Origin of the sequence: Brevundimonas sanguinis (genome assembly GCF_029636725.1) — a bacterium.
Lineage (GTDB): Bacteria > Pseudomonadota > Alphaproteobacteria > Caulobacterales > Caulobacteraceae > Brevundimonas > Brevundimonas sanguinis.
Window position 1 is genome coordinate 1403914 of record NZ_CP116770.1, and the last position, 22426, is coordinate 1426339.

Below are 22426 nucleotides of genomic sequence, written 5' to 3' on the forward strand. Positions count from 1 at the left end.
AGGCTTTGCGTTATTCCTCCAGCGCCGCTTTCGCGCGCCGGAAGATGTCCTCGAACATTTCGGCGGTCAGTCGGCCGGTGTTCGTGTTCAGCCGCGAGCAATGATAACTGTTGATCAGGGTGTAGGGGCCGACCTTGCCCTCGACCCCATGCCCGGCCGGAATGGCCGAGCCGGGATAGCCCAGCGTCCGCAGGATGCTGCGCCGGGACACGTCGCCCAGCGTGACGATCACCTTCAGGCGGGGCAGGGCGGCCAGCCGGTCCACCAGGAAGGGCCGGCAGGTGTTCTCCTCCGCCGCCGTCGGCTTGTTCTGCGGCGGGGCGCAGCGCACGGCGTTGGTGATCATGCAGTCGATCAGCCGCAGGTCGTCGTCGCCGTTCGGATCATATCGGCCTTCAGCGAAGCCGGTCTTCTTCAGCGTGTCGTACAGCAGCCAGCCTGCGTGGTCCCCGGTGAAGGGGCGGCCGGTGCGGTTGGCGCCGGTGCGGCCGGGCGCCAGACCTGCGATCAGCAGGCGCGCGTTCGGGTCGCCGAACGAGGGCGCGGGGCCGTTCCACCAGTCCGGGTTCTGGCGCGCGTTCTCGGCCCGATAGGCGACCAGTCGCGGGCACAGGGGGCAGTCGCGGGGCGGCTCGGGGTTCACAGAAGCGCTCACGCGCGGTCGTTCCGATCCAGGGTGCGGGTCACGCCCTGATTCATCGGGGCCTTGGGCTTGCCCACCTCATTGACGATGTCGGCCAGGTCGATGAAGGCGTCCGCCTGACGGCGCAGGTCGTCCGAAATCTGGGGCGGCTGGCTCTTGACCGTCGAGACGACGGTGACGCGCACGCCCTTGGCCTGCATGGCCTGCACCAGACGGCGGAAGTCGCCGTCGCCGGAAAACAGCACGGCGTGGTCGAGGCGCGGCGCCAGTTCCAGCATGTCGACCGCGATCTCGATGTCCATATTGCCCTTGGTGCGGCTGTGGCCTTGCGCATCGACATAGCGTTTGACCGGCTTGGTCACGACGGTGAAGCCATTGTAGTCGAGCCAGTCGACCAGGGGGCGGATCGGCGAGAATTCCTCGCCCTCGATCACCGCTGTGTAATAATATGCGCGGATCAGCCGGCCCTCGCCGGTGAAGCGCTGAGACAGTTTCTTGAAGTCCAGATCGCAGTTCAGGGCGCGAGCCGCCGAATAGAGGTTGGCGCCGTCGATGAACAGGGCGATGCGGTCGTCGGGATAGTCGGTCATGAAGAAAATGAGTCCGTCGGAATGATCGAGAAAATGAACGCCCGGAATGACGCGGCCGAAACGGCGTCTGATCTGGATGACGCAGTCATCGTCGCCCTGGGCTGCAATGACAAGGGCGCATGGTCGTCCTGCGTCGAGGCGCTGGAGGCGGGGCTGGCCCGATTTCGCGCCGAGGGGATCGACGTGCTGGCGCGGTCCTCCTGGTGGTCGTCGCAGGCCTGGCCCGATCCGACCGATCCGCCGTTCCTGAACGGGGTGGCGATCGTCAGCACCGCCCAGGACGCCGGGACCCTGATGCGGACGCTGGCGCGGATCGAGGATGTCTGCGGGCGGGTGCGCACGACGCGCAACGCCCCGCGCACCCTGGATCTGGACCTGATCGCCTATGGACGACTGAGCGGCGACTTGGACGGGCTGATCCTGCCGCACCCGCGCGCGGCCGAACGGCTGTTCGTCATGGGACCGCTGGCCGAGCTGGCGCCCGAGTGGAGGCATCCGCTCTGCGGCCGCATGGCGCGCGAACTGGCGGCGGAGGCGCAGGTCGGGCGCGACGCCTTCCCGCTGCACAGGGCTTGACGCGGGGCGGGCTGTCGGGCGAGGGGAGAGATGACGGACGCCGATCCGCCTCAATGACGCCTTCGCGGCGTTGCACAATCGGCTTTCAACCTATATTTTGTGCGGTTCTCCCTGCCGCCAGAGGATTTTCATGGCCCGCGTCACTGTCGAAGACTGCATCGAAAAGGTGCCGAACCGCTTTGGTCTGGTTCTGCTGGCCGGCCACCGCGCCCGCAACATCGCCAACGGCGCCGCGCTGACGCTGGACCGCGACAACGACAAGAACCCGGTCGTGGCCCTGCGCGAACTGGCCGACGAAACCGTCGTGCCGGAAGAATTGCGCGAGAACATCATCACCACCCTGCAACGCGTCGATGAGCGCACCGAGGCTGAGGACGAAGCCGAAGTCGTGGCCCTGCTGGCCGAGCCGCAGCACATGAACATGGCCGAAGCCGAACTGATCCGTGCGCTGCAAAGCGACCGCGACGGGGGCCAGGAGGAGCGCTACTGACGACCGACCCGGTCACCAAGGTAGCCAGGCGCACGGCGCGGCCTCAGATGGACACGCCGATGGACCCCGCCGCGAATCTGCAAGACAACACATCGGCGTCGTCTCTTCCCGAGGCGGCGCCGAAGTCGTCTGAAGGCCCTGCATTGTCTGATACCAAGCGCGCACCGATCATGCGCCAGTTCGAACTGATCGAGGCGGTCAAGGCCTATGACCCGACCGCCGACGAGGCGCTGCTGAACCGCGCCTATGTCTATGCGATGAAGATGCACGGCTCGCAGCTGCGGGCCTCGGGCGATCCCTATTTCGCCCATCCGATCCAGGTCGCGGGCATTCTGACGGATTATCGGCTGGACACGGCGACCATCGTCACCGCCCTGCTGCATGACGTGGTGGAGGACACCTCCGCCACCCGCGACGACATCGCCGCCATGTTCGGCGAGGAGATCGCCATCCTCGTCGAGGGCGTGACCAAGCTGTCGCGGCTGGAGCTTCAGGCCGAACACACGCGCCAGGCCGAGAACCTGCGCAAATTCATCCTGGCCATCTCCAAGGACGTGCGGGTGCTGCTGGTCAAGCTGGCCGACCGTCTGCACAACATGCGGACCCTTCACTTCGTGAAGCCGGAGAAGCGCGAGCGCATCAGCCGCGAAACGCTGGAAGTCTATGCGCCTTTGGGCCGTTCTATCGGCATCCACTCCATCGCCGCCGAGCTGGAGGAACTGGCGTTCGAGCATCTGAACGCCACGGCCCGCGTCGCCATCCAGCGTCGTCTGGAGGCCCTGAAGCTTGAGAACGGCAGCGCCATCGAGGCCGTCTCGCCCGAGATCGAGCGCGTTCTGGCCGAAGCTGGCGTGCAGGCGCGGGTCAAGGGACGGGAAAAGACGCCCTATTCCATCTGGCGCAAGCTGCAGCGCAAGACGGTCGGCTTTTCGTCCCTGTCGGACATCTACGGCTTCCGCGTCATTGTGGAGAGCGAGGACGACTGTTACCGCGCCCTGGGCGTCATCCACCGCGCCTGGCCGATGGTGCCGGAGCGGTTCAAGGACTTCATCTCGACGCCCAAGTCGAACAACTACCGCTCGCTGCACACCACGGTGGTCGGGCCCGGCGGCCTGCGCATCGAGATGCAGATCCGCACCGAGGCGATGGACCGGGTGGCCGAGGACGGGGTGGCGGCGCACTGGCGCTACAAGAACTCGTCCTATGGCTTCGACCGCGAAGCGATGGAGGCTGACGGCGGCCGCGACCCCCTGCTGAACCTGCGCCATCTTGTTCAGGTCATCGAACACGGAGAGGGAGGCGAAGACTGGGTCGAGCACGCCAAGCTCGAAATGTACCTGGATCAGGTCTTCGTCTTTACGCCCAAGGGCACGCTCATCACCCTGCCGCGCGGCGGGATGCCGCTGGACTTCGCCTATGCTGTCCACACCGAAGTCGGCGACACGGCCGTGGGGGTCAAGATCAACGGCGAGCTGAAGCCCATGCGCACGGCGCTTCAGAACGGCGACGTGGTCGAGATCATTCGCGGGACCAAGCGGGAAGTCCCCACCGACTGGCGCAGTCTGACGGTCACGGGCCGGGCCCGCTCGGCCATTCGCCGCCACATCCGCACTTCCGAGCGTGAAGAGTTCGTGCGTCTGGGCAAGACGACGCTGGAGCAGACGCTGGAGCGGGCGGGCAAGTCGCTGGCCGAGGTCAAGCTGACGGAGGTGCTGAAGACCTTCGCCATGCCGTCCGAAGAGGACATGTTCGACGCCATCGGTCGCGGCCGACTGGCCGCGACGCGCGTGGCCGAGACCCTGTTCCCGGCGCTGAAGGGTCAGTTGAAGGCGGGACCCGAGCGCAAGCGCATCGGCGAGGAATCGCCGCGTCTGTTCGTGCGCGGCGGCGGGCTGACGCCCGGCGTCAGCATCCATTTCGGCCAGTGTTGCTCGCCGGTTCCGGGCGACCGCATCGTCGGCATCCTTGAGCCGGACAAGGGGCTGACGGTCCACACCATCGACTGCCAGACCCTGGCCGATTTCGCCGATGATGACTCGGTCTGGCAGGACCTGCAATGGACGCCGCAGGCCGAGCGCAGCGCCGTCGGATCGGTCAAGCTGCACGCCACCCTGACCAATACGCGCGGCGTGCTGGGACAGGTGGCCTCCATCATCGGCGAGGCGGGCGGCAACATCCTGAACCTGTCGATGGCCCATCGTCAGCACGACTTCTACGACGTCGACATCGACGTGGAGGTCGAGGACGCCCGCCACGCCACCATGATCATTGCGGCGCTGAGGGCCAATCCTTACGTCGATACGGTCGATCGCGCGCGCGGCTGAGCCGCGCCGACGCCATCCATTTTCTCAAAGGTCGAAATGTCTCCTGAACAACAAAGACTCGCCAACGAGGCCCAGGTGGCCTCGCCCTCCTATCGTCTGGCCGCCCTGGATCAGGACTTCCTGCTGGGCGAATCGATGCGCGGCGTGCGCTTCCTGATGGAGTATGAAAAGGCGGAGCAGGCGCTGAAGGCCTGGGGCGTGCGCTCGACCATCGTCGTCTTCGGCAGCGCCCGCGTGGGCGCCAACGGCGACGGCCGCCACGCCTATTGGTACGAACAGGCCCGCCAGTTCGGCCGCATCGCCTCTGAACGCGGCGGCGCCTTCCGCGGCGAGCCGGGCGAGGTGCGCGACAACGTCATCGCCACGGGCGGCGGGCCGGGCATCATGCAGGCCGCCAACCAGGGCGCGCACGAGGCCGGGGCGCCGTCGATCGGCTTCAACGTCACCCTGCCGCACGAGCAATTCCCGAATCCGTGGTCTACGCCGGAACTGACGTTCCAGTTCCACTACTTCGCCATGCGCAAGATGCACCTGGCCATGCGGGCCAATGCGCTGGTGGTCTTCCCCGGCGGCTTCGGTACTCTGGACGAGTTGTTCGAGATCCTGACTCTGCGCCAGACCGGCAAGGCGCCGCCGATCCCCATCGTCCTGTTCGACGAGGCTTACTGGCGCTCGGTCGTCAACTTCGACACCCTGATCGAGCACGGCATGGTCAAGGCTTCGGACATGGACCTGTTCGCCTTCGCCGATGACGCCGAGACGGTTTGGGCCAAGCTGCTGGAAGGCGGGCTGAAGCCCAACGCCGAGATCAAATAGGGCGCGGGTTGAGGGCGGTCGTCACAGGGTCTAAGGACGGCGTTCATGAACACTGAAGACGTCCTCCACGAATTCCGCGACGCCGGCGCCCTGCGCGAAGGCCATTTCGTCCTCTCGTCCGGCCTGCACAGCCCGGTCTTCCTGCAGAAGAACCTGGTCTTCATGGACGGGGCTCGCTGCGAGCGCCTGTGCAAGGCGCTGGCGGAAAAGATCGTCGCCACGGTCGGCCCGGTCGATGCGGCGATCTCGCCCGCCGTGGGCGGCATCATTCCCGGCTATGAGACCGCCAAGCACCTCAACGTCCGCTCGATGTACGTCGAGCGCGAGGGCGGCGAGTTCAAACTGCGTCGCGGCTTCTCGGTCGAGCCGGGCGAGAAGGTCGTAATGGTCGAGGACATCGTTACCACAGGGCTTTCTTCGCGCGAATGCATCGCCGCGATCCAGAAGGCGGGCGGCGAAGTCGTCGCCGCCGCCTGCATCGTCGACCGTTCGGGCGGGAAGGTCGATGTGGGCGTGCCGCTGATCGCCCTGGCTTCGATGGAAGTGCCTGCCTATCCGGCCGACGCCCTGCCGCCGGAACTGGCCGCCCTACCGGTCGAGGACCCGGGCAGCCGCCGCCTTTCCAAATAAAAGAGACGGTCAAAGTAGAGAAGAGAGAACGGGATGAAGCGTCAGCGGGTTCGTCTGGGCGTCAATATCGACCACGTCGCCACGGTTCGTAACGCGCGCGGGGGCGCTCATCCTGATCCGGCCCGCGCGGCCGAGGCGGCGCTGGCGGCCGGGGCCGACGGCATCACCGCCCATCTGCGCGAGGATCGCCGTCACATCACCGACGCCGACATCGACGTGCTGACGGCCCTGTGCCGCCGCGCGGACAAGCCGCTGAACTTCGAGATGGCTGTGACGGAGGAGATGCTGGCCATCGCCCTGCGCCACACGCCGCACGCCGCCTGTCTGGTGCCTGAACGCCGCGAGGAAGTGACGACCGAGGGCGGCCTGGCCGTCGCCGGTCATGAGGCCCGCATCGCCCCGGTGGTGAAGGCCCTGTCGGACGCCGGCATCCGCGTCAGCCTGTTCATCGAACCGTCCGAGGATCAGGTCGAGGCCGCCGCCGCCGTCGGCGCCCAGGTGGTCGAGTTCCACACCGGCCGCTATTGTCTGCTGGGCGATCCGGCCGAGCGTGAAGCCGAGTTCGAGCGCCTGGCCGCCGCCGCCGCTCAGGCGGATATTCTGGGGCTGGAGGTCCATGCGGGCCACGGTCTGAACTACGCCACGGCGGGGTCGATCCTGGCCATTCCCGAGATCGTCGAGCTGAACATCGGCCACTTCCTGATCGGGGAGGCGGTCTTCGTCGGGCTGGACGCCGCCATCCGCCGGATGCGGGCGGCGATGGACGAGGCGATTTTCGGGGCCGGGTCGTGATTATCGGCGTCGGCGCCGATCTGTCGGACATTCGGCGCATTCAGGCCTCGCTGGACCGTTTCGGCGACCGTTTCAAACAGCGGGTCTTCACCGAGCTGGAGCGCACCCGCTCGGACCGCAAGGCCGACCCGGCGTGGAGCTACGCCAAGCGGTTCGCCGCCAAGGAAGCCTGCGCCAAGGCGCTGGGCACGGGGATGCGCTCTGACGTCTACTGGCGCGACATGGGGGTGGTGAATCTGCCGTCCGGCCAGCCGACCTTGGCCCTGACCGGCCACGCGGCCGAGCACCTGGCCCGTCTGACGCCGCCGGGTCATGAGGCGCGCATCCATCTGACGCTCAGCGACGAGCATCCCTATGCGCTCGCCTTCGTGGTGATCGAGGCCCTGCCCAAGGCCTGACGCCGCCGCGAAGGTTGCGGTTCCTTCATCATCCAAAGTCTTGCTCGCGGCCGTTTCAGAGACTACGCCTCGACCTTCAAACCCCGCGTTCGGCGGGGGATTCGAGCAGACGATGAGCGACGACCCCAAGGCGAACGGCGGAGCGGCCAACCCAGCTCTTCATCCGGCTGAACAACGGCCGATCTGGAGCGATGACGGCGACGCGCCATTCGACATCGGGGACGACCCCGAGGCTCTCGATAGCGAGACCCCGATCTATGCGCCTCGGCGCTCCAGGAAGGCCAAGCGAGTGAAGAAAGAAAAGTCCGCGAGCAACGAAACGGTCGAGATCATCAAGACCGTCGTTTTCGCCCTGCTGATCGCGCTGGTGCTGCGGGTGCTGCTGTTCCAGCCCTTCACCATCCCGTCGGCCTCGATGGAGCCGAACCTGTACGAAGGCGACTACATCGTCGTGTCGAAGTGGTCGTACGGCTATTCCAAGCATTCGATCCCGTTCAGCCCGCCGGTGTTCAACGGCCGCATCCTGGGACGCGAGCCCGCGCGCGGCGACATCGCCGTGTTCAAGCTGCCGCGCGACAACAAGACCGACTACATCAAGCGCGTGATCGGCCTGCCGGGCGACAAGGTGCAGATGATCGCCAACAAGCTCTACATCAACGGCGCGCCGGTGCAGGACGTGGTGGTCACCCGCGCCGAGATGGCGGACATGTTCGGCCCGCGCGCCGTGACCCAGGTCCGCGAGACCCTGCCCGGCGGCAAGAGCTTCATGACCCAGGACTTCGGCCCCGGCAACGAACTGGACGACACGCCGCTGTATGAGGTCCCGGCCGGCCACTACTTCATGATGGGCGACAACCGCGACAACTCGATCGACAGCCGCGTCGAGATGTCGTCGGGCGTGGGCATGGTTCCGGCCGAGAATCTGGTCGGCAAGGCCGAGATCATCATGTTCTCGTGGACGCCGGGCGCCTCGTTGTTCAACCCGGTCAGCTGGTTCGCCAACGTGCGCTTCAGCCGGTTCTTCAAGATCCTCGACTGATGGCGGGCGGACGCACGAATGTGCGCGCCGAGGCCGTGGCGGCTCTGCGTCGTCGGCTTGGCCATGCTTTCGCCGAGCCTGAGCTTCTGGAACGCGCCTTGACCCACTCCAGCGTGGGCGAGGGCGCGGGGCCGCAGGTTCCGGCCGACAATGAGCGTCTGGAATTCCTGGGCGACCGGGTGCTGGGCCTGCTGGTCGCGGACCGGCTGGTGCACGAGTTTCCGGCGGCGGACGAGGGGCAGTTGTCCGCCCGTCTGCACGCTCTGGTGGACAAGACCGCCTGCGCCCGCGTGGGCGAGCGACTAGGCGTCGGCGACGCCCTGCGCCTGTCGCCCGGCGAGACCAAGACCGGCGGCCGCAGAAAGGCCGGAGTCATCGCCGATGCTGTTGAAGCGATCCTGGCGGCCGTCTATCGCGACGGCGGCCTGATCGCGGCGCAGGCCGTGTTCGAGCGCGCCTGGGCCGAGGAACTGGCTGCGCCCCCGGCGCCGGCCATCACCAATCCTAAGTCCGCCCTGCAGGAATGGGCGCAAGGCCAAGGCCGTCCGCTGCCGACCTATGCGGTGGTCCAGCGCACCGGTTCGGACCACGCGCCGACCTTTACGGTCGAGGCGACGGTGACAGGATATGAACCCGCCCGAGCTCAAGGGCGTTCGCGACAGGAGGCGGAAAAGGCCGCCGCCGTCGCTCTTTTGAAACGTGAAGGCGTGATTTGACCGAGACCCCCGAAACCACCGAGATCAGCAACCAGCGCGCGGGCTTCGCCGCCATCATCGGCGCGCCCAATGCGGGCAAATCGACGCTGGTGAACCGGTTGACGGGCTCCAAGGTCTCGATCGTCACCCAGAAGGTCCAGACCACGCGCTTTCCTGTGCGCGGCATCGCCATCAAGGGCGACGCCCAGATCGTGCTGGTGGACACGCCCGGCATCTTCACGCCGCGCCGCCGTCTGGATCGCGCCATGGTCGCCTCGGCCTGGGGCGGAGCGCAGGACGCCGATGTGGTCGTGCACCTGATCGACGCCCAGTCGCATATCGACGCGGAAGGACGTGAAGGCACGCCTGCTGACCGTCGCTCGGCCGAGGACACAGAGACCATCATCGCCAACCTGCAGGCGACGGACACCAAGGTCATTCTGGCGCTGAACAAGATCGACGGGATGCGCCGCGATACGCTGCTGGCCCTGTCGCAGCGCCTGTTCGAGACGGGCGTCTATTCCGAGGTCTTCATGATCTCGGCCCTTAGCGGCGACGGCGTCGACGATCTGATGACGCGGCTGGCGATGGCCATGCCCGAGGGGCCGTGGCTCTATCCCGAAGACCAGTCGGCGGACGTGCCGCTGCGCGTGCTGGCCGCCGAGATCACGCGCGAGAAGGTCTATCTGCGCGTCCACGAAGAACTGCCCTATTCGGCGGCGGTCGAGACGACCAGCTTCGAGGACCGCGCCGACGGTTCGGCCCGGATCGAACAGACCATCTATGTCGAGCGGGAAAGCCAGCGCCCGATCGTGCTCGGCAAGGGCGGACAGACCCTGAAATGGATCGGTCAGAAGGCGCGCGAGGAGCTGATCGAGATCCTGGATCGGCCCGTTCACCTATTTTTGACCGTCAAAGTCGATCCTAAATGGCAAGACTCAAAGGCATTGTACGCCCAGTTCGGCCTGGAGTTTGACGTCTAGTCTCGTGTTCATCGTTCCCAAGACCGCGGGCGGCAGGCCCTGGTTTCTCGGCTCGCTCGTCGCGGCCGGCCTGATATCGGCCGGGGCGGGCGCGTGGTTCCTCAACGCCGTTGCGCCTGAGACCCAGGCGGCGGTCGTCAACCAACCGGCTGCGCCGAAGCGCCCGCCGGTCGAGGTGGTCGAGGCCCTGCCGCAGTTGAAGGAACGGCTGGATCGCCTGGCTGCGGCCAAGCAGTTCACCGGCGCCGTGCTGGTGTCCAAGGGCGATCAGGTGCTGTTCCGCCAGGTCTACGGCAAGGCGAACTATGAGCAGGACACGCCGTTCGCTCTGGACACCCGTTTCCGTTTGGCCTCGGTGTCCAAGCAGTTCACGGCCGTCGCTGTCCTGAAGCTTCAGGACGAGGGCAAGCTGTCGGTTGACGATCCCGTCTGCAAATGGATTGAGCCGTGCCCCGCCGCATGGGCGCCGCTGCGCATCCATCACCTGCTGTCGCACACCTCGGGCATTCCGGACCTGATGGCTCAGGCCGAATGGGGGCGCATTCGCGTCACCCATCGCACGCCGCAGGAGCTGACCGAGGCGTCGGCCCGCTATGGCCTGCAGTTCGAGCCGGGGACCAAGGTCCGCTACAACAACGCCGCCTTCAATCTGGCCGCCGTAATCGTGGCCAAGGCCAGCGGCCAGACGTTCGAAGACTATCTGGAGCAGTCCATCCTCCGGCCTCTGGGCATGAAGGACACCGGCTCTGACGTGCACGACGATGCTCAGGGCCTGGCCATGGGCTACGGCCTGTTCCCGGCCGGGCTGACGCCGCAGCCGATCGCCAACGTCAGCATCGTGGCGGGGGCAGGGGCGCTGTATTCGACGCTGGACGACATGCTGGCCTGGAACCGCGGCCTGCATCAGGGCCATGTGCTGAGCCGTAAGGCCTATGCCGACCTGATCGCGGACCACGCGCCCGACGACATGCCTGAGCGGCGCGGACCGCACCGGGCCTATGGCTATGGCCTCTATGTCAGCGCCCTGGGCGAACGGACCTCGGCGCCGTTCAGCGATCGCCAGATCTATCACACCGGCAGCTGGGCGGGTTTCCGCAACCTGGTGTCCTATCAGCCGGATGAGCAGGTGACGGTGGTGGTGCTGTCCAACAACTACCACCTGCGCGATCTGGTGCTGCTGATCAATCAGCAGGCGATGGCCGAGGCCCTCGGTCGTCCGGTCCCGGCCGCGCTGAGCCGCTGAGGCGCGGGTTTCACCTCCCCATTTCATGGGGAGGTGGATCGGCGGCCATAGCCGCCGAGACGGAGGGGCCGCTTGGTTGCGACGTGATTAAGCCCCTCCACCGCTACCCGGTCCCCCTCCCCACGGAGTGGGGAGGAGAGGCGGTCACGGCTTCATCGACCCCGTTTCGATATAGCGCTGGTGCCACGACAGCGCCTCGGTCAGCAGGTGCGGCGACTGCAGGCCGTACGACCCCTTCATCGCGCGGGCGTAGTAGTCGGCCAGCGCGTCGCGATAGTTGGGGTGGGCGCAGTTGGCGATGATGACCTTCGCGCGCTGCTTGGGCGACAGGCCGCGCAGGTCGGCCAGTCCCTGTTCGGTGACGATGACCTGCACGTCCTGGGTGATGTGGTCGACGTGGCTGGCCATGGGGACGATAGCGGAAATCTTGCCGCCCTTGGCCGTCGACGGCGTGACGAAGCAGGAGATGTAGGCGTTGCGCGCGAAGTCCCCCGAGCCGCCGATGCCGTTCTGGATGCGCGAGCCCATGACGTGGGTCGAGTTGACGTTGCCGTAGATGTCGGCCTCGATCAGGCCGTTCATGGCGATGCAGCCCAGGCGGCGGATGATCTCCGGGTGGTTCGAGATTTCCTGCGGGCGCAGGATGATCTTGCCGCGGAACTGCTCCATGCGGCTGTTCAGATCGGCGGCGGCCTCGGGGCTGAGCGAGAAGGCGGTGGCCGAGGCGACGGTCAGCTTGCCTGAGTCCAGCAGGTCCAGCATCCCGTCCTGCAGCACCTCGGTATAGGCGGTCAGGTTCTCGAACGGGCTGTGCTGAAGGCCGGCCAGCACGGCGTTGGCGACATTGCCGACGCCCGATTGCAGCGGCAGCAGATGGGCGGGCAGGCGGCCCAGCTTCACCTCATGCTGCAGGAACTCGATCAGGTGGCCGGCGATGGCCGTGGCGCTGGCGTCCGGCGCCGCGAAGGGCAGGTTGCGGTCGGGGCTGTCCGTCTCGACGATGGCGGCGATCTTGGACGGATCGACGCGGAAGACGGTCTCGCCGATCAGATCGGTCGGCTTGGTCAGAGGGATCGGCACCCGGTTCGGCGGCAGGGCGGTGCCGTAGTAGATGTCGTGCATCCCTTCCAGCGCCGCATTCTGCCAGCTGTTGACCTCAAGGATGATGCGGTCGGCGCGGTCCAGCCAGGTCTTGTTGTTGCCGATGGACGACGAGGGGATCAGGGCCCCGTCTTCTCGGATGCCCGACACCTCGACCACCGCCGTCTCCAGCGGGCCGAGAAAGCCCTGCCAGGCCACCGGGGCCACCTGCGACAGGTGCATGTCGAGGTATTCCATCTCGCCCTTGTTGATCTTCTCGCGGGCGATGGGGTCAGAGTTATAGGGCAGGCGGAACTCGATGCCGTCCGCCTTGGCCAGGGCGCCGTCCAACTCAGGCCCGGTCGAGGCGCCGGTCCAGACCTTGAGCCGGAACGGATTGCCGGCCGCGTGCTCGGCCTCGATCCGCTCGGCCAGGGCCATTGGCACGACCTTGGGATAGCCCGAGCCGGTAAAACCGCTCATGCCCACGGTCGAGTTCGCCGGGATCAGGGCGGCGGCGTCCTGCGCGGACATGATCTTCGACTTGAGGGCGGCGTTACGGACGCGGGACATCGCAAACCTGACGACTGGAGCCGGGAAGGGCTCGGAAAACGAAGCGGACATAGGCGCCGCATCACCCTGATTCCAATACGGCTTTGGTCGTAACAGTCTGTGATCACAAAGGCGTCAGCAGGCGGGGACGGATCAGGAATGCGACGAGGCGGGCCGTGCTTCCCCCACGGACGGAACAGGACTAGAACAAAGCCATGATCACCGCCGCCCTGATGATGCTTCAACTGTCCGCCGCGCCTGCCGAGACCGCGCTAGTCGAGCGTACGCTGGACGCTATGCACGCCGCCGCCTCCGTCGCGGACGGCGAGGCCTACTTCGCGACCTTCACGCCGGACGCGCGCTTCATCGGCACGGATGCGGCTGAGCGCTGGAGCTTGTCGGAGTTCCGCGCCTACGCCATGCCCTACTTCTCGCAAGGGCGTGGCTGGACCTATCGCCCAACGGCGCGAACCGTGACCATCGCACCGATCGATTGCCGCTGCGTCGCCTGGTTCGACGAGGTGCTGGACAACGACGCTTATGGAACCACGCGCGGCTCGGGCGTGCTGCGTCTGACCGACGACGGCTGGAAGATCGAGCAGTACGTCCTCAGCTTCGCCGTGCCGAACGACCGGGCGCGCGCCGTCGTCGACGCCATCAAGGCCGACTGATGGAGGTTCAGGACGACGCCTTCGTGCTGTCGGCGCGGGCGCATGGCGATACGGGGGCGGTGGTCGATCTGCTGACCGAGCGGCATGGCCGCCGTGCCGCCTATGTCGCAGGCGGGGCCTCGCGCAAGATGCGGCCCTTCCTTCAGCCGGGCGCCAGGGTTGTGGCGGACCTGAGGTCGCGAACATCGGATCAACTGGGTTCGGCGCGGCTGGAGCCCGTGGGCGAGGGGCCGGCCGCCCTGTTCGACGACCCGCTGGCCCTGACCGGCCTCAGCGCCGCCGCTGCGGTGGCGCAGGGCGCCCTGCCGGAGCGAGAGCCGCATCCCGGCGCCTTCTATGCTTTCGAGGCGCTGATGACGGCCTTCGCGGTGCCCGAGGTCTGGCCCGCCATCTTCGTGCGGTTCGAGGCGGGGCTGCTGGAGGACCTGGGGTTTGGGCTCGACCTGTCGCGGTGCGCCTCCACAGGGTCGATGGACGATCTGGTCTGGGTCAGCCCCCGCACCGGCCGCGCCGTCAGCCGCGAGGCGGGCGCGCCCTACGCCGACAAGCTGCTGGTCCTGCCGCCCTTCATGCTGGGCGCGCAGGCGGGGCTGGGCGCGGGCGACGTGAAGGCGGGGCTGGAGCTGACCGGGCATTTCCTCGAGCAGTTCGTCTTCCACGCCCTGAACCGCCCGCTGCCGCCCGCGCGGGTCTGGATGATCGACAAGCTGGGCGAGGCGGGGCGGCTGTAGCGCCTGCCCGCGTCAAAGCCCCTTCGCGCGTTTCTGCACAGTTAGGCGCGGACAATCCCGGCGTCAGGCCTCCGCTGCGCTAGACTTTCCTCGTCCGATCATTGATTCGAAGTCATATGACCATCCACACCCCGACGCCCGACGGCGGCCGCATCGTCGAAGAACCGATGGGCGAGGCGCTGTCGCGCCGCTATCTGGCCTACGCCCTGTCGACCATCACCAACCGGGCGTTGCCCGACGTGCGCGACGGCTTCAAGCCGGTGCACCGGCGCATCATGTACGCCATGCACCAGATGCGGCTGAACCCCCAGGCGGCGGCGCGCAAATGCGCCAAGGTCGTCGGCGAGGTCATGGGCGGCTATCACCCGCACGGCGACGCCTCGATCTATGAGGCGCTGGTGCGCCTGGCTCAGGACTTCGCCCAGCGCTATCCGCTGGTGGACGGGCAGGGGAACTTCGGCAACATCGACGGCGATAGCGCGGCCGCCATGCGCTACACCGAGTGCAAGCTGACGCCCGCCGCCGTCCTGCTGCTGGACGGCATCGATCAGGACGCCGTCGACTTCCGCCCCACCTATGACGATCAGGACGAGGAGCCGGTGGTCTTGCCGGCGGGCTTCCCCAACCTGCTGGCCAACGGCTCGTCGGGCATCGCCGTGGGCATGGCGACCTCGATCCCGCCGCACAACGTCGGCGAACTGATCGACGCCTGCCAGTTGCTGCTGGAGCGGCCGGACGCGACGACGGTCGACCTGATGCAGATCGTGCCGGGACCGGACTTCCCGACCGGCGGCGTCTCGGTGGAGAGCCAGGCGGCCATTCTGGACGCCTATGAGACGGGTCGTGGGGGGGTGCGCCTGCGCGCCAAATGGGTCGAGGAAAAGCTCGATCGCGGCGCCTATCAGATCGTCGTCACCGAGATGCCGTACCAGGTGCAGAAGTCGCGCCTGATCGAGGCTCTGGCGGATCTGATCGAGAACAAGAAGGCGCCCTTGCTGGGCGATGTGCGCGACGAGTCGGCCGAAGACATCCGCCTCATCCTCGAACCGAAGAACCGCACCATCGAGCCTGAAATGCTGATGGAAAGCCTGTTCAAGCTGTCCGATCTTGAGGTGCGCTTCCCCATCAATATGAACGTCCTGGATGCCACCGGCACGCCGCGCGTCATGGGGCTGAAGGAATGCCTGCGGGCCTTCCTGGATCACCGCCGGGTGGTCCTGAACCGCCGCAGCCAGTGGCGCATCGCCCGCGTCGAGAAGCGCCTGCACCTGTTGGAAGGCCTGCGCATCGTCTTCCTGAACCTGGACGAGGTCATCCGCATCGTCCGCGAGGAAGAGCAGCCCAAGGCGGCCCTGATCGCGACCTTCGGGCTGAGCGAGCTTCAGGCCGACTTCATCCTCGACACCCGCCTGCGCCAGTTGGCCCGCCTCGAAGAGATGACGATCGAGAAGGAATTCAAGGAGCTGTCGGAAGAACTTGCAGCGTTGCAGGCGCTGACGTCCTCCGAGGCGAAACAGTGGAAGGCGATCGGCAAGGAGCTTGAGGCCGTGCGCAAGGCCTTGATCTCGCCGCGCCGCACCGTGATCGGAGAGGCGGTCGACGCCTCGGCCTTCGTTGCGCCGGAAGCCTTCATCCCGCGCGAAGCCATCACCGTCATCCTGTCGGATCGCGGCTGGATCCGCGCCGCCAAGGGCAAGGTCGACGATCCCTCCGAGCTGAAGTTCAAGGAAGGCGACAAGCTGGGCTTCCTGATCCCCGCCTTCACGACGGACAAGCTGTTGGTGGGGGCCTCGGACGGGCGCATCTTCACCATCGGCGCCGACAAGCTGGCCTCCGGGCGCGGCCACGGCGAGCCGTTGCGCCTGATGATCGACCTGGACGAGAAGGCCGACATCATTAACGTCGTGGCGCATGAGCCGGACGCCAAGCTGCTGATCGCGTCGAAGGCCGGCTACGGCTTCGTGGCCCCCGAGAACGACCTTCTGGCGCAGAAGCGCGGCGGCAAGCAGGTGCTGAACGGCGAGATGTTGGCCATGCTGCGCGTGCCTTCGAACCCCCAGGCCGACCACGTCGCCGTCATCGGCGAGAACATCAAGACGCTGGTCTTCACCCTGGCCGAACTGCCCGAAATGGGCCGGGGCAAGGGCGTGAAGCTGCAGAACTACAAGCAGGGCGGCCTGGCCGATGTGACGGTGTTCAACGCCGAGCAGGGACCGGAATGGGTCGATGGCGGCGGCCGCCGCCGCAACTGGCCGGACTGGAAGGACTGGCTGGGCAAGCGCGCCGGGGCCGGGCGGCAGGGTCCGCGCGGCCTGAGGAAATTCCGCTGATCCCTGTCTCCCTCCCCGTCCCGGGGAGGGGGGTCGCGCAGCGACCGGGTGGGGAGGGCTTGGTGATCAGGGTGCGCTTGAATAGCCTTGCCGTCCCCACCCGGCTTCCCCCTTTCGGGCTCAGCCACCCTCCCCGGGACGGGGAGGGAGAAGGTTGGTGCGCGTCTTTCCTTCCCACTTTGTGGGGAGGGGGACCGCGAAGCGGTGGAGGGGCCTGACCACCGCGAAACCAAGACGCCCCTCCGTCACGTCGCCTTCGGCTCCGCGCCACCTCCCCATTGCATGGGGAGGAGAGGTGACGGCGAATTCATTGGTTGGGGCGGGATTCGCACCCCATACTCCGCCCATCTTTCGGAGGAGGCTCAATGATCACCCTGATCATCATCGGCGTCATCGTCGCGATTCTGCTGTTCGTCGTGGTCGGCGCCTACAACCGGCTGGTGAAGCTGGATCAGACGGCGAACCAGTCGTTCGCCGATATCGACGTGCAGCTGAAGCAGCGTCAGGACCTGATCCCCAATCTGGTGGAGACGGTGAAGGGCTACGCCACGCATGAGCGCGGCACCCTGGACGCCGTCACCCAGGCGCGCGCCGCCGCTGCGGGGGCGCGCACCGTCGATGAAAAGGTGCAGGCCGAGAACATGCTGACGGCGACGCTGGGTCGCCTGTTCGCCGTTTCCGAGGCCTATCCGGACCTGAAGGCCAACGCCAACTTCCAGCAGCTGCAGATGGACCTGTCGGACATCGAGAATAAGCTGGCCGCCGCGCGCCGCTTCTTCAACAATGCGGTCAGCGAGTTCAACGCCGTGCGCCGCCAGTTTCCGACCGTTCTGTTCGCCGGGATGTTCGGCTTCGGCGCCGACAAGCCTTTCTTCGACGTGGGCGAGAGCGAGCGCGCCGGTCTGAACGCCGCGCCGCCGACGGTGCAGTTCTAAGCCCCAATGGCGGTTTTCGGTCAGGCCGTCGGCCTCAAGACCCACATCTGGCAGAACAACGCCCGGTCAGCGATCCTGCTGGCCGGGTTCCCGGTGCTGCTGGTCGGCATATTGTTCGGCGTTCAGGTGCTGATGATGGGGTTCGGCCTGCTGCCCAACTCGGGCGGGGACCTGGGTCAGGACCTGGCGCTGGCGGCCTCCATGCTGGGCTGGACGGTGCCCTTCGCCGCCATCGCCGCGGCGATCTGGTTCGTCATCGCCTATTTCGGCAACCAGATGATGATCGACGTCATGACCGGGGCGCGCAAGGTCGAGCGTCGGGTCGAGCCGGCACTCTATAACCTGCTGGAGAATCTGGCGATCTCGCGCGGGATGAAGACGCCCGCCCTGCGCATCATCGAGAGCCCGTCGCTGAACGCCTATGCGTCGGGCCTGCATGAGGGGAACTATAGCGTCACCGTCACGCGCGGCCTGATGCAAACCCTGAGCCGGGACGAGATGGAATGCGTCCTGGCGCACGAGCTGACGCACGTCATCAACAAGGACGTGCGGACCATGGTGATCGCCTCGATCTTCGCCGGCATCATCAGCGTGATCGCCGAACTGGTGTTCCGCAGCCTGTTCTACATGCGCGGCGGGCGCGGGCGGGACAACAAGAACGCCATGCCGCTGATCCTGATCGGCCTGGCCATCGGGGTGATCGGCTTTGGTCTGGCCGCCGTCATCCGCATGACCCTGTCGCGGACGCGGGAGTATGTGGCGGATGCGGGGGCTGTGGAGCTGACCAAGAACCCGGATGCGATGATCTCGGCGCTGAGGAAGGTGTCGGGTCAGTCCAAGATCGAGGCGCCGGACGAACTGCGCGGCATGTTCCTGGACAATACGGCCGAGAAGACGGGGTTCTCGGGCCTGTTCGCCACGCACCCGCCGATTGAGAAACGCATCGCGGCGCTGGTGCAGTTCGCTGGCGGCCGCGATGATGGGCCGTGGGGCGGCGAGGCATCCCAAGCCAGAGGCACGGCGGTGCCGACGACGTAGGTTTTCCTTCTCCCACAAGGGGAGAAGGAAGGTGCGGCTTTAAAACCGCTCCCAGCCCCAGGGGCGCAGCGCCTCTAGCGGGCGGAACTCGGCCTTGTAGTCCATCTTGGGCGAGCCCTGGACCCAGTAGCCGAGGTAGACGTAGGGGAGTTCCACCGTCTCGGCCTGCTGCAGGTGATCCAGAATGGCGAAGCGGCCCAGGCTGCGGCGCTCCAGATCCGGGTCGAAGAAGCTGTAGACCATGGACAGCCCGTCATGCAGCAGGTCGGTCAGGCAGACGCCGACCAGACGGCCGGGGCCGTCGTCTTCGCTGGGCAGGCGGTATTCGATCAGATGGGTGCGAACGGCCGTGTCCTCGACCATGGAAACATAGTCGGACCAGCCCATGTCGCTCATCCCCCCGCCGGGGTGGCGGGCGTTCAGATAGCGTTGCAGCAGGTCGAACTGTTCCATTGTCGCCTCGGCTTCGACCAGACCGCGCGACAGGTCCGCGTTGCGGGCCAGGATGCGGCGGCGCGAGCGAGAGGGTTCGAAATCCGCCACCGGAATCCGCACCGAAACGCACGCCGCACAGGCCTCGCAGGCGGGGCGATAGGCGATGTTCTGGCTGCGACGGAAGCCGGCCTGGGTCAGGGCGTCGTTGACGTCCGCCCCGTCGCTGAACGGCAGGTTGGCGAAGACTTTGCGCTCGAACTTGCCAGGCAGGTAAGGGCAAGGGGCGCTGGCCGTCATGAAGAAGCGGAGCTGGCGCGAGAAGAAGTGCTGGGTCACGGCTGTCGCTCCGTGACGGTGTCAGCGCCCGCATAGGGGCTGGATGGGTACGCGCGGCTCATGTCCTGATTTGGCGCGCAACCAGCCGATTTCGCAAGCCTTCTTCGCGCGGCGGGCGTCTCGCCGCGCTTTGTCACAGGCTGGTGTCCATGGGCAGGACCGGCGCTTCGCGCAGCAGGACTATGGCGATGCGGCGGTTGCCCGCCAGCGACGGGTCGTCGGGATAAAGGGGATCGGACCCCGCCTTGCCCGCGACGGAATAGACGCGGTCGGCGTTCACGCCCGCGCTTTGCAGGGTCAGGCGCGAGGCGTCGGCGCGGGCCGAGGACAGGGGCCAGTCGCCGGGGCTGCTGGCGCGGCTGGAGCCGGCGACGGCGCTGGTGTGGCCGGTGATGGAGATGCGGTTGGGCAGTTGGTTGATGACCTTGGCCACCGCGCGCAGCAGCAACTGGGCGCGCGGGTTGGGGCGGGCCGAGCCGTTCTCGAACATCGAGCGGCCTTCCTGATCGACCAGCTGGATGCGCAGGCCTTCGGGCGTCTGATCGATGATCAGCTGTTTCGACAGCTCGGCCAGTTCCGGCATGGATTGCATGGCCTGGCGCAGGGATTCGGCGGCGCTGGCGAAGTCGGCGGCCTCGCGCCGGGCGATCTCGGCGCGCAGGGCGGCTTCGCTGGCCGAGGCCAGGTTGGAGTTCTGGCCAGCGTCCTGGGGGGCGTCGGGCGCGGCCGGGGCCAGTTGTTCAATCACGGCGTTGGAGCCGGCGCCCTTGGCCCCTTCGGAATCGCCCAGCGACGTGCCGCCCAGAATACCGCCCGAGCCCGAAGTGGAGGCGGATACGCTGGCCGGGGCGAAGTATTCGGCGATGCCGCGTTTCTGTTCCGGGTCGGTCGTGTTGATTAGCCACATCAGCAGGAAGAAGGCCATCATGGCGGTGACGAAGTCGGCATAGGCCACCTTCCACGCGCCGCCGTGGTGCCCGCCGCCGGAAACCTTTTTCACCTTCTTGATCAGGATCGGGCGATCGTTCAGCGCCATGGGGGCGGGTCCGTCTTAACCGTGTTCGTTCGCCTTACATCCCATACGGGGCTTAAGAAGCGGTTGCGGCGAGCTGCGGCGGCCCGCCGCGCCCTTGCCGATGCGGACTTCACGGCCTAGCTGATGGCCATGACCAATGCGTCCGCTTCTCCTACCGCTGATTTCGATCCTCGCGCCTATCGCCGGGCGCTGGGCGGGTTTGCGACGGGCGTGTGCGTGGTGACGGCCCATACGGGCGACGGGCCGTTGGGGATCACGGTGAACAGCTTCACCTCTGTGTCGCTGGACCCGCCGCTGGTGCTGTGGTGCATGGACGTCAAATCCGACCGCCACGACGCCTTCGCCGGCGCGGAGCGGTTCGCCGTCCATATGCTGCCCGTCGAGGACAAGGCCATGTCCGACCGCTTCGCCTGGGGCGCGTGCCGCCTGTCAGACGATGAGTTCGCGGTGGACGACCCGGAGCCGCCGCGCCTGCGGAACGCCGTGACGCGTCTGACCTGCCGGACCCACGACCGCATCGTCATGGGCGACCACTTGGTCATTGTAGGCCGGGTCGAGGCGTTCGATACGCGGCCGGGGGATGCTCTGACCTATTTCCGAGGCAAGTACGGCAAGGCGGTCGATCCGACGGCGTGATCCCGCTTTTTTCCTCCCCATGAAATGGGGAGGGGGACCGCGTAGCGGTGGAGGGGCTTAACCACAGCGGAACCAAGCGGCCCCTCCGTCTCGTCGGCTGCGCCGCCGATCCACCTCCCCACAAAGTGGGGAGGAGAAGCTCAGCTTCCCATCATCCGCGCGGCCTGCGGCGCGAAGTAGCTGATGACGCCGGACGCTCCCGCGCGCTTGAAGGCGTGCAGGCTTTCCAGGATGGCGCGGTCCGGGTCCAGCCAGCCGTTGGCGAAGGCGGCCTGCATCATCGCGTACTCGCCGGACACCTGATAGGCGAAGGTCGGCACCTTGAACGTCTGCGACACCAGCCGGACGATATCCAGATAGGGCAGGCCCGGCTTGACGATCAGGGCGTCGGCCCCTTCCGACAGGTCCATCGCCACTTCGCGCAGGGCCTCCTCGGCGTTGGCGAAGTCCATCTGATAGGTCTTCTTGTCGCCGGTCAGCGACTTGGACGAGCCGACCGCGTCGCGATAGGGACCGTAGAAGGCCGAGGCGTATTTGGCCGCATAGCTGATGATCAGGGTGTCGCTCAGGCCATTGGCCTCCAGCGCCTCGCGGATGGCCTGGACGCGGCCGTCCATCATGTCGGACGGCGCCACGGCGTCGGCGCCGGCGTGGGCGTGGATGAAGGCCTGTTCGGCCAGCCGCTCCAGCGTCGGGTCGTTGACGATGCGGCCGTTCTCCAGAACGCCGTCGTGGCCGTGGTCGGTGTAGCAGTCCAGCGCCACGTCGGTCATGACGCCGATCTCGGGCGCGGCGTCTTTGATGGCGCGGATGCAGTCGGGGATCAGGCCGTCCGGGTCGGTGGCGGCGGCGCCCACATTGTCCTTCAGGCCGTCGTTCACGTTCGGGAACAGGGCGACCATCGGGATGCCGAGGTCGCGCGCCTCGACGGCGGCCTTGGCGGCTTCCTTGGGCGACAGGCGGAAGACGCCCGGCATGGAGGCGACCGGCTGACGGTCTTCCGGGCCGTCGTGGACGATCAGCGGCCAGATCAGGTCGGCCGGCGTCAGGGTCGTTTCGGCGACCAGACGGCGCACCCAGGGCTGCGAACGCAGGCGACGCGGGCGGGCGTAGGGGAAGGCGGCGGGCTGGAAGGGCATGGTCATGGGCGGGGCTTAAAACAAAGCGTGGGGAGAGGCAAAAGGTGGCCCCTCTTCTTTCGTCATCCTCCGGCAAGCCGCGAAGCGGCGCGACCGGGGGACCCAGCGGCGCCGAAGGCGATCTAGCTGCAAGCGCTGTGCATGGGTCTTTCGCCCTGACGGGCGCCGCTGGGTCCCCCGATCTTCGCTACGCTACGTCGGAGGATGACGAGAGGGTAAGGGTGACGCGCGCGCAGCCAGCCGCTAGAAGCGCCCCGAACGCCCCGTCAGAGGGCAGGCTGTAATGCG

Annotated in this window: 23 protein-coding genes; 17 read left to right on the forward strand and 6 right to left on the reverse strand. The window is 66.9% G+C overall.

Annotation, left to right across the window (positions count from 1 at the left end; genetic code table 11):
- Window positions 1-10: 10 nt before the first annotated feature.
- Window positions 11-655 carry a uracil-DNA glycosylase gene (locus tag PIB44_RS07105; protein WP_278070877.1) on the reverse strand — a complete coding sequence of 215 codons (645 nt, stop codon included), beginning with the start codon at window positions 653-655 and terminating at the stop codon, window positions 11-13.
- Window positions 652-1233 carry a LabA-like NYN domain-containing protein gene (locus tag PIB44_RS07110; RefSeq protein WP_278070878.1) on the reverse strand — a complete coding sequence of 194 codons (582 nt, stop codon included), beginning with the start codon at window positions 1231-1233 and terminating at the stop codon, window positions 652-654. The genes PIB44_RS07105 and PIB44_RS07110 overlap by 4 nt, the downstream gene beginning before the upstream one ends.
- A 33-nt stretch (window positions 1234-1266) precedes the next feature.
- Here PIB44_RS07110 and folK point away from each other — a divergent pair, with 33 nt between their 5' ends.
- The 11 genes from folK (at window position 1267) to PIB44_RS07165 (ending at window position 11219) form a co-directional block, all read left to right on the forward strand.
- Window positions 1267-1809 carry a 2-amino-4-hydroxy-6-hydroxymethyldihydropteridine diphosphokinase gene (folK, locus tag PIB44_RS07115; protein WP_278070879.1) on the forward strand — a complete coding sequence of 181 codons (543 nt, stop codon included), beginning with the start codon at window positions 1267-1269 and terminating at the stop codon, window positions 1807-1809.
- A 130-nt stretch (window positions 1810-1939) separates the two neighbouring features.
- Window positions 1940-2299, forward strand: coding sequence for a DNA-directed RNA polymerase subunit omega (rpoZ, locus tag PIB44_RS07120; RefSeq protein WP_003168108.1), 360 nt, complete (start codon window positions 1940-1942; stop codon window positions 2297-2299).
- A 170-nt stretch (window positions 2300-2469) separates the two neighbouring features.
- The gene (locus tag PIB44_RS07125) at window positions 2470-4623 is read left to right on the forward strand and encodes a RelA/SpoT family protein (RefSeq protein ID WP_253120719.1); all 2154 of its coding nucleotides are present in this window, start codon (window positions 2470-2472) and stop codon (window positions 4621-4623) included.
- Window positions 4624-4659: 36 nt separating this feature from the next.
- Window positions 4660-5439 carry an LOG family protein gene (locus tag PIB44_RS07130; RefSeq protein ID WP_253120086.1) on the forward strand — a complete coding sequence of 260 codons (780 nt, stop codon included), beginning with the start codon at window positions 4660-4662 and terminating at the stop codon, window positions 5437-5439.
- Window positions 5440-5484: 45 nt separating this feature from the next.
- Window positions 5485-6069, forward strand: a complete 585-nt coding sequence (pyrE, locus tag PIB44_RS07135) for an orotate phosphoribosyltransferase (protein WP_278070880.1) — start codon at window positions 5485-5487, stop codon at window positions 6067-6069.
- Window positions 6070-6102: 33 nt separating this feature from the next.
- A complete protein-coding gene (locus PIB44_RS07140) occupies window positions 6103-6861 on the forward strand; it encodes a pyridoxine 5'-phosphate synthase (RefSeq protein ID WP_278070881.1) in 759 nt (252 codons plus the stop codon).
- On the forward strand, window positions 6858-7259 hold the full coding sequence (gene acpS, locus PIB44_RS07145; RefSeq protein WP_003165381.1) for a holo-ACP synthase: 402 nt from the start codon (window positions 6858-6860) through the stop codon (window positions 7257-7259). The genes PIB44_RS07140 and acpS overlap by 4 nt, the downstream gene beginning before the upstream one ends.
- 112 nt (window positions 7260-7371) lie before the next feature.
- The gene (gene lepB, locus PIB44_RS07150; protein ID WP_025976760.1) at window positions 7372-8298 is read left to right on the forward strand and encodes a signal peptidase I; all 927 of its coding nucleotides are present in this window, start codon (window positions 7372-7374) and stop codon (window positions 8296-8298) included.
- Entirely contained in the window at window positions 8298-9014 is a 717-nt protein-coding gene (gene rnc / locus PIB44_RS07155; RefSeq protein WP_025976761.1) for a ribonuclease III, read from the forward strand. Before lepB ends, rnc begins: the two co-directional genes overlap by 1 nt.
- Window positions 9011-9976, forward strand: coding sequence for a GTPase Era (gene era, locus PIB44_RS07160; protein WP_025976762.1), 966 nt, complete (start codon window positions 9011-9013; stop codon window positions 9974-9976). Before rnc ends, era begins: the two co-directional genes overlap by 4 nt.
- A 4-nt stretch (window positions 9977-9980) precedes the next feature.
- Window positions 9981-11219 (forward strand): serine hydrolase domain-containing protein, encoded by a 1239-nt coding sequence (locus PIB44_RS07165; protein ID WP_134580540.1) that lies wholly within the window; start codon window positions 9981-9983, stop codon window positions 11217-11219.
- Between the two features lie 144 nt (window positions 11220-11363).
- Here PIB44_RS07165 and scpC read toward each other — a convergent pair whose 3' ends face one another.
- Window positions 11364-12872, reverse strand: coding sequence for a succinyl-CoA:acetate CoA-transferase ScpC (gene scpC, locus PIB44_RS07170; protein WP_227157893.1), 1509 nt, complete (start codon window positions 12870-12872; stop codon window positions 11364-11366).
- A gap of 194 nt (window positions 12873-13066) precedes the next feature.
- Between scpC and PIB44_RS07175 the strand changes: the two genes are divergently transcribed.
- The 5 genes from PIB44_RS07175 (at window position 13067) to PIB44_RS07195 (ending at window position 18556) form a co-directional block, all read left to right on the forward strand.
- Complete coding sequence (locus tag PIB44_RS07175) at window positions 13067-13522, forward strand: nuclear transport factor 2 family protein (protein WP_278070882.1); 456 nt, start codon at window positions 13067-13069, stop codon at window positions 13520-13522.
- A complete protein-coding gene (gene recO, locus PIB44_RS07180) occupies window positions 13522-14253 on the forward strand; it encodes a DNA repair protein RecO (RefSeq protein ID WP_278070883.1) in 732 nt (243 codons plus the stop codon). The genes PIB44_RS07175 and recO overlap by 1 nt, the downstream gene beginning before the upstream one ends.
- A 116-nt stretch (window positions 14254-14369) precedes the next feature.
- The gene (parC, locus tag PIB44_RS07185) at window positions 14370-16583 is read left to right on the forward strand and encodes a DNA topoisomerase IV subunit A (RefSeq protein WP_025976767.1); all 2214 of its coding nucleotides are present in this window, start codon (window positions 14370-14372) and stop codon (window positions 16581-16583) included.
- Window positions 16584-16948: 365 nt separating this feature from the next.
- A complete protein-coding gene (locus tag PIB44_RS07190; protein ID WP_025976768.1) occupies window positions 16949-17518 on the forward strand; it encodes a LemA family protein in 570 nt (189 codons plus the stop codon).
- 6 nt (window positions 17519-17524) lie between these two features.
- Window positions 17525-18556 carry a M48 family metallopeptidase gene (locus tag PIB44_RS07195; protein ID WP_278070884.1) on the forward strand — a complete coding sequence of 344 codons (1032 nt, stop codon included), beginning with the start codon at window positions 17525-17527 and terminating at the stop codon, window positions 18554-18556.
- A 39-nt stretch (window positions 18557-18595) separates the two neighbouring features.
- Here the strand turns inward: PIB44_RS07195 and PIB44_RS07200 are convergent, their stop codons facing one another.
- The gene (locus tag PIB44_RS07200) at window positions 18596-19327 is read right to left on the reverse strand and encodes an arginyltransferase (RefSeq protein WP_134580557.1); all 732 of its coding nucleotides are present in this window, start codon (window positions 19325-19327) and stop codon (window positions 18596-18598) included.
- Window positions 19328-19460: 133 nt separating this feature from the next.
- Window positions 19461-20363 carry a flagellar motor protein MotB gene (locus PIB44_RS07205; RefSeq protein WP_025976771.1) on the reverse strand — a complete coding sequence of 301 codons (903 nt, stop codon included), beginning with the start codon at window positions 20361-20363 and terminating at the stop codon, window positions 19461-19463.
- Between the two features lie 123 nt (window positions 20364-20486).
- Between PIB44_RS07205 and PIB44_RS07210 the strand changes: the two genes are divergently transcribed.
- The gene (locus tag PIB44_RS07210; protein WP_253120068.1) at window positions 20487-20999 is read left to right on the forward strand and encodes a flavin reductase family protein; all 513 of its coding nucleotides are present in this window, start codon (window positions 20487-20489) and stop codon (window positions 20997-20999) included.
- Window positions 21000-21139: 140 nt separating this feature from the next.
- Here PIB44_RS07210 and hemB read toward each other — a convergent pair whose 3' ends face one another.
- The gene (gene hemB, locus PIB44_RS07215) at window positions 21140-22144 is read right to left on the reverse strand and encodes a porphobilinogen synthase (RefSeq protein WP_278070885.1); all 1005 of its coding nucleotides are present in this window, start codon (window positions 22142-22144) and stop codon (window positions 21140-21142) included.
- Window positions 22145-22426: the final 282 nt, after the last annotated feature.